This is a genomic window from Virgibacillus sp. DJP39 (assembly GCF_049310925.1).
GTDB lineage: Bacteria > Bacillota > Bacilli > Bacillales > Amphibacillaceae > Virgibacillus_F.
The window spans coordinates 21,612-28,221 of record NZ_JBMERP010000045.1; the positions used below are offsets into that span (position 1 = coordinate 21,612).

Genomic DNA, 6,610 nt, shown 5'->3' on the forward strand with positions numbered 1-6,610 from the left:
TTTTCTGTAAGGCAGGTTACATCATGGGTATGAGCTATATCCTTTATACTTAAAATAAAAGGAGATTGTTAAAATGGAACAAAAATTAATGCTTTTATCTCAAATTGATTTATTCGAAGAGCTTCCAATGGAAGAATTAAAAATAATCGATCAGGCAAGTTTGATGAAACCAATAAAAAAAGGCACAAAAATTTCAGATCCGATTTCCCCTATTCAAGCTTTATTTTTATTAAAAAAAGGGCAAGTCCGTTTATACCGGATTAATAGTGAAGGAAAAGAATTTACAGTTGACATTTTGTTTGATGGGAATATTTTTGGTGAAACTGCTACTCTATCTTTAACAGATGATCAAATTTATGCCGAAGCAATGACCGATTCCTATCTATGTGTTCTTGGGAAAGATGAGTTTGAAAAATTCATCGAAAAAAACCCAAAAATAGCTCTTAAATTTATTAATATTTTATCTGCCCGATTAAAAGAAACCTACAGTATGAGCGAGAAGCTCGCACTTGGTGATGTTCAATATCGTATTTTGCATTTACTTCTTAAACTCAGTGAAAAAACAGGAAAACGTAAAAATGAATGGCAAACTGTAGAAATGAAACTGACTCACTTAGATGTTGCCAATATGGTGGGGTCAACTCGGGAAACAACAAGTGCAGTAATTAGTAAGCTTAAAAAGAAAGGAATAATTAGAAAAGGTGTCCGCCACTTAGCAATACATGTAGATCTGGCGAAAGAAATGCTTAATGACTAATAATAGCCTAAATGCTTCTAATGAAAGCCAGTTAGGGATAGACCATCTATCCCTAACTGGCTTTCCATGTAAAATTTTATAAAAGATTTAACAGAAACTTTAGGAAACACTTTTATCTTGCTTACTATTTTTCAACCCTAGTAAAACTACTAATGCGACGACAATCACATAAAAAATATGTGTGCCTAAACTCATAAGCTGTTCTGGTTGCAGGGCATTCGCGAAGTTTGTACCCATTCCCATCATCAATGGCATCATGACTAAGGGACCTATAATCCAAATAATAATACCATACAGGATTGATAACAAAAACAAATGCATTTTAACAGTCGCAAGAAAACCAAAACCTAAACCAAAAATGACACTGATTATCATGTGTACGATCCACCCTACTGCAAGACTCTTACTTCCTGCCATGGAAGCAATCATTTCAATTTGGCCCATAGACTGCATCATGAAGCCGAATAGGACACCTCCAATAATTCCTCCATAAACACCAAAACGCAATGTTTCCTTTAATGTTCTTTCGTTGTTTCCTGTCATTTTGAATCCACTCCTTTTCTTATGATTACATTCAGATTATAATTAATCACAAGAAAATTCTGTAATATAGAATACAAATAAGTAAGCTTATTTTTCGGCCTCCAAAAACAGGCTTCTACAGATGTGGCATGAGATTCAAGAGAATATTTCTTTATAATAGTTTTGTTCGCTGTTTGGATAAATCTCCAAATCCTGTATTTCACCTCATACATTACTTTTTCTATTTCTATCCACTTAATAACTAGTTGACGATACTCACCTAAAAACTTTACTTTAGCACCCTTTCACACAACGCGGGATAAACATATCAAAGGTTTGGACTACCCAGGGTGACCTCTTTCCCCTCGTGGTCCCCCATATTTCTTTCCTCATTTCCTGAGAAATTATTTTTCAATTTTATCTATAAAAAACATTTTAATTGCTGAGGCGACTTGTAGAACAAAAACTAATAGAACAGCAGATCCACCTAAAGCAGCTAAATATTTAACACCGTCCACGCCTTGTACTCCTCCAGCGAAGGCAACCATGACATATGCGATAATTGCTATAGAAACAGCCCATACAAGCATTTTCCACTTTGCTGGTTCTTCATCAAAACGTATGTTAGCCGTAGATAATGTTGCTATCGCCCGAACCATTGAATCTGCTGCTGTGGCAAATGATAGAATTAATGCAATCATTACCATAGGAATTATTATCATAGCTAAAGGCAAGTTAGCTAAAAATGTCCATAAACCAGCAACTGCTCCACTTTCTTTAATAGTTGAAACTAGATCTACAGTGCCATTCTGCTGCCAGTGTAAAGCAGTTCCCCCGAAAACCCCAAACCAAAAAATGCTAAACACTGCTGGTAAAATCCAATTTACCAACATAAATTGACGAATTGTTCGACCATACGAAATAATAGCAAGGAAAATTCCCATTAAAGGTGCATAAGCAATCCAGATAGCCCAGTCGTATAATGTCCACCACATGACAAGAGCTTCCCCTCCGATAATGCTGGAATCAAGACCCCATACCCAGAAATTCTGCAGCCAATATCCAAAACCTGCAGTAGTTGATTGTAGGATATATAAGGTAGGGCCGATGACAATCAATAGAACAAGCAGAATGTAAAAGACATTCGCATTGAAACCTGCCATTTTGCGAATTCCTTTGTCCAAACCCTTTAGGGCAGAAATTGTAAACAATCCTGTAATAATTAAGGCCAATACCAACCAAACCATAGGTCCCTGTTTAATACCATAAGTAGTTTCAATTCCTGTCCCAATCAAGGCCAACCCTGCTCCTAGAGAAGAAGCTAATCCAAGTGCAATCGCTAAAACAGCGAGTGTGTCAATAATACTTGGCCACATTCCCTTTGTTACTTTATTTCCAAATAACGGAGTAAGGGTTCCTGAAACGGATAATGATTGTCTCCTATTAAAGTACATATATGCAACGACCAAACCACTTAACGAATACATAGCATAAGGGATAAACGTCCAATTATATAAAGAACGTCCCATTGCAAAAATTGCAGCCATTGAAGTTCCTGGCTCAACCCCTGTTTGCGACATCTCTCCATAGATATTACCGAAATAAATAATAGGCTCATTTACCCCGTAAGTAATAACACCGGTTGCAATGCCACCCGTTAGCGCCATCGCAAACCAAGAAGCAAAGGGATATTTAGGTTTTGCATCGGAGCCACCCAAACGAACATTGCCAAGTTTAGAAAAAGTAATTATGCCAACAATAAGTAGGGCCACAATGGATACAATTTGATAAAGCCATCCAAGCCCTTTCAAGGATCCAGTAAATCCATTCATAGCTATTTCAGTTAACAATTCGTTGTTTACGATTCCTAGAATAGCCCCTCCACCGACAACAAGGAATGCCGGAATAAATACTCCTTTACGTGTTTTCTTCTTTGAGCTTTCAGAGTAACCAGAAACACTATCTTTCTCTGTTCCCAATGCCATCACAATTCTCCTTTCCACTATTTTTTAATTGTGCTATACCATAATTTTGTTTTAATCTACTTGACCTTACTTTTTCTGTCCAGTTAAGTGTAGCTGATTCAAAGCTCCCTTCATCGGGATTAGGAACACTAACATCGGTATAAAGATGAGAACTATCTATCCACTAAACCTATTTCCAGCCTCGCCTAAACCACTTAATATATTTTTTCATTAACTTAAGCATGCTTCCTTCAAATAATTTGTTTCGCCAGTACTGATCTGCTGCTTGTTGTACAATCGCTCCTCTTGTTGGATAAGGATGAATAACGTTAGATATTGTGCCAATTTTTCGCTTATTTTGTTTCGCGTAGACAAGCTCTTGCATCCAATTACCGGCATCTTTACCAGCTGCATGTGCTCCTATGATATAACCTTTTTTATTCGTTATTATTTTTAATAAACCGCTTTTTTCTCGTTCTGCAACAAAACGATCTACTTCATCCAAGTCCACTTTATATACTGAAATGTCCTCACCGTATTTTTCACGTGCTTCTTTTTCCGTCATACCGAGGTGGTATATTTCCGGATCCGTGTACGTTACCCAAGGAACGGCATCATAATTAACCTTTCTCCAAAGACCGAAAACAGCATTACTAACAGCGACCTTTCCTTCCATTCCTGCTGCATGGGTAAATGGAAACGTCCCAATCGTATCTCCAATCGCATAAATGTGCTTTTGTGTTGTTTGTAATTGTTTATTTACTATAATGTTACCTTTTTCAGTATTCACACCGATCTCATTTAAGTTAAGACTCTCGATATTTGGTTTTCTACCCGTAGCAATTAAAACAGCATCAACCGTCATCACTTCCGATTCGCCATTTTGTTCAACGGTAAGAATTTTTTCTTCTCCACTTTGTTCTACTTTTGTTACCTTCGTATTCAGCTTCAGTGTCAAGTCTTTCTCTAGTGCGTTTTGAAGGTAAGGAACAATTTCCTTATCCTCACGCCCCATTAATGCTGGTGAACCTTCAATAATTGTTACTTCTGAACCGAGCCTTGCGCATCCTTGGGACAATTCAAGTCCAATTGAACCGCCGCCAACGACTGCTAGTCTTTTTGGTAGAATTTTTAGATAAAAGATCGATTCATTTGTCAGATAATCAATTTGATCAATACCTTCAATTGGTGGTATAAATGGACTAGAACCCGTAGCGATTACGATTCGCTTCCCTTTAATATTTTTATTATTGCTAACACTAACTATGTGTTCATCAAGGAAATGTCCTTTTCCGAAATACAAGTCAATACCTAAATCCTCAAACCGTTCTTTACTATCGTGTTCTTGAATATCTGCAATGGCAGCATGAACACGATCCATAACTTTCTCAAGATTAACCTCACCACTAAGGTCAAAATCAAATGCAACAGACGCTTCTTTTGCAGAATGGACTGTCTTGGCAGCATCAATAAGTGCTTTTGATGGAACACATCCGTAATGAAGACAATCTCCACCCAGTTTGTCATTCTTTTCAACAAGCGCTACTTTTGCTCCCATACTTGCAGCACCAGCAGCTACTGTTAGGCCACCTGCTCCTCCTCCAAGGACAATCAAATCATACTTATTCATTAATTCCACCGCCTTTTATTCTTTTAATATTTCTCTTGCCTCCCTTAAGCGTTGTAAAGCAGTAAATAGTTCAACACCGATAAAAAGTAGAGTTAGTGCAACTAAATAGTTGGGAAATGCAATCATTAACGTGAATAACAAAAAACCTTCTGTTCTTTCCGCTAAACCTGGCTGATAGTAAAAAGTTTTAATACCCTTTTTTTCTGAAACGGCTCCTACTGTTAAAAAAATCGTCATCGCATAAATAATTGAAACACTCAAAATTAACAACACCCACATCGCATCAGGATAAAGAAAGGAAAGACCTAAAATCACACTAATTTCCACAAGTCTGTCATAGCTAACATCTAAAACGGTTCCATACGATGATGTTTTTGTATAGCGGGCCATCGAGCCGTCAACAGCATCTAAGAAACCCGATAACCAAAGTACAATGATTGCTAACACTGGTTGTTGTAGATAGATAAATAAACCAGAGAGAACTCCAATAAAAAATGCGATTGTCGTGACTTGATTAGCACTAAGTCCCATTCTTAATAATCCTTTAGCTGACTTTCTAATAACTGGTTCGACGTAATGACGTGCCTTTGAATCAAGCATGCTTCAATCGCCTCCTATTCGTTTTTCGTTATATATTTTTTTCTCACCCATAAACCAACCACGAATAACAGTACTAACAATAAGAATAAAATGATTAAACGACCTTTATAATCTTCTAATTGCAAAAAATCATGACCAATAATCGTATAAATGACCGTCGCCGGAAACATACCAATCCCTGTCCCTAGTAAAAAGTGAGTAATCCTCATACGGGTTAACCCCGCCGCATAGCTAATAAAGTCAAAAGATACGATCGGAATTAGTCTTGCTATTAGAACAATCATCAAACCGTGTTTTCCATTAAAATGTTCAAGTTTTTTTAACCATTGCTTTTCCTTATATTTCTTTGGGATGACTACATCCCCAAATACTGTAGCCAAATAATACGAGACAGCTGCACCAGCCATAGCACCAGTCCAAGAAATAACGATACCCCAAAAGACACCAAAAACCATTCCATTCGCACCTGCGATAAGAAAAGACGGTAGTGGGGCAATAATTGCTTGTAATACCATTAAGAAGATACTTGCAATAGGAGCAAACACACCCCAAGAACGAATCCAAGTTAGTAAATTCTGCACATCTCCTTCCATTAACAAATTGGTTCCCCTTTGAATAGAAGGAAAGAAAACGAGAAAAGAAATCATAAAAACAATTAGTATAATAATTATGGTGGGCATCCGTTTGTTCATCTTAAGCACCTTTTTCTAGATATGACTTCTTTCATTGGCAGTAAGAAAAGGTTAAACACTTTCCTTACTGCATAAGAACTAAGGCTTTCGCCACTAAGACTTGGCGATAAGCCTAGTTTTCTAATTTTTTGTATTTTACGGCTATTTTACGTTTAAGGAAGATAGACAGTCCGATGATTAGACAGAAGATGATCGCTGCCATAGTTATTTGCAGCCAACTTCCTGAGTCAAGACTACTTCCTAAAAAGTTATAAGCAAAAGTACCGGGGATAATACCAACAAAAGTGGCTATGAAAAAGGAATAAAATTTTATTCGAGTCAATCCTGACAGATAACTAATAAGATCGAAATTAAAAAGAGGAACGAGCCTTAAAAATAACACGTATAACAATCCATTTTGTTCAATATTTAGCTGGGCTCTATCTACTTTACCTGTACTTTTATT

At 36.9% G+C, this 6,610-nt stretch carries 7 protein-coding genes; 1 reads left to right on the forward strand and 6 read right to left on the reverse strand.

Annotated elements, in window-relative coordinates; genetic code table 11:
• Window positions 1–73 precede the first annotated feature (73 nt).
• On the forward strand, window positions 74–757 hold the full coding sequence (locus ACOI1D_RS14010; protein ID WP_422501931.1) for a Crp/Fnr family transcriptional regulator: 684 nt from the start codon (window positions 74–76) through the stop codon (window positions 755–757).
• Between the two features lie 99 nt (window positions 758–856).
• Here the strand turns inward: ACOI1D_RS14010 and ACOI1D_RS14015 are convergent, their stop codons facing one another.
• The 6 genes from ACOI1D_RS14015 to ACOI1D_RS14040 all read right to left on the reverse strand — a co-directional run.
• The gene (locus ACOI1D_RS14015; RefSeq protein ID WP_422501932.1) at window positions 857–1,300 is read right to left on the reverse strand and encodes a hypothetical protein; all 444 of its coding nucleotides are present in this window, start codon (window positions 1,298–1,300) and stop codon (window positions 857–859) included.
• A gap of 383 nt (window positions 1,301–1,683) precedes the next feature.
• Window positions 1,684–3,264, reverse strand: a complete 1,581-nt coding sequence (locus tag ACOI1D_RS14020; RefSeq protein ID WP_422501934.1) for a BCCT family transporter — start codon at window positions 3,262–3,264, stop codon at window positions 1,684–1,686.
• Between the two features lie 169 nt (window positions 3,265–3,433).
• Window positions 3,434–4,873 (reverse strand): dihydrolipoyl dehydrogenase family protein, encoded by a 1,440-nt coding sequence (locus ACOI1D_RS14025; protein WP_422501936.1) that lies wholly within the window; start codon window positions 4,871–4,873, stop codon window positions 3,434–3,436.
• Window positions 4,874–4,888: 15 nt separating this feature from the next.
• The gene (locus tag ACOI1D_RS14030) at window positions 4,889–5,473 is read right to left on the reverse strand and encodes a CDP-alcohol phosphatidyltransferase family protein (protein ID WP_422501938.1); all 585 of its coding nucleotides are present in this window, start codon (window positions 5,471–5,473) and stop codon (window positions 4,889–4,891) included.
• 14 nt (window positions 5,474–5,487) lie between these two features.
• Window positions 5,488–6,066: a TVP38/TMEM64 family protein gene (locus ACOI1D_RS14035; protein ID WP_422501941.1), complete on the reverse strand. Its 579-nt coding sequence runs from the start codon at window positions 6,064–6,066 to the stop codon at window positions 5,488–5,490.
• A 211-nt stretch (window positions 6,067–6,277) separates the two neighbouring features.
• A partial coding sequence (locus ACOI1D_RS14040) for a TVP38/TMEM64 family protein (RefSeq protein WP_422501939.1) occupies window positions 6,278–6,610 on the reverse strand: 333 nt, incomplete at its 5' end.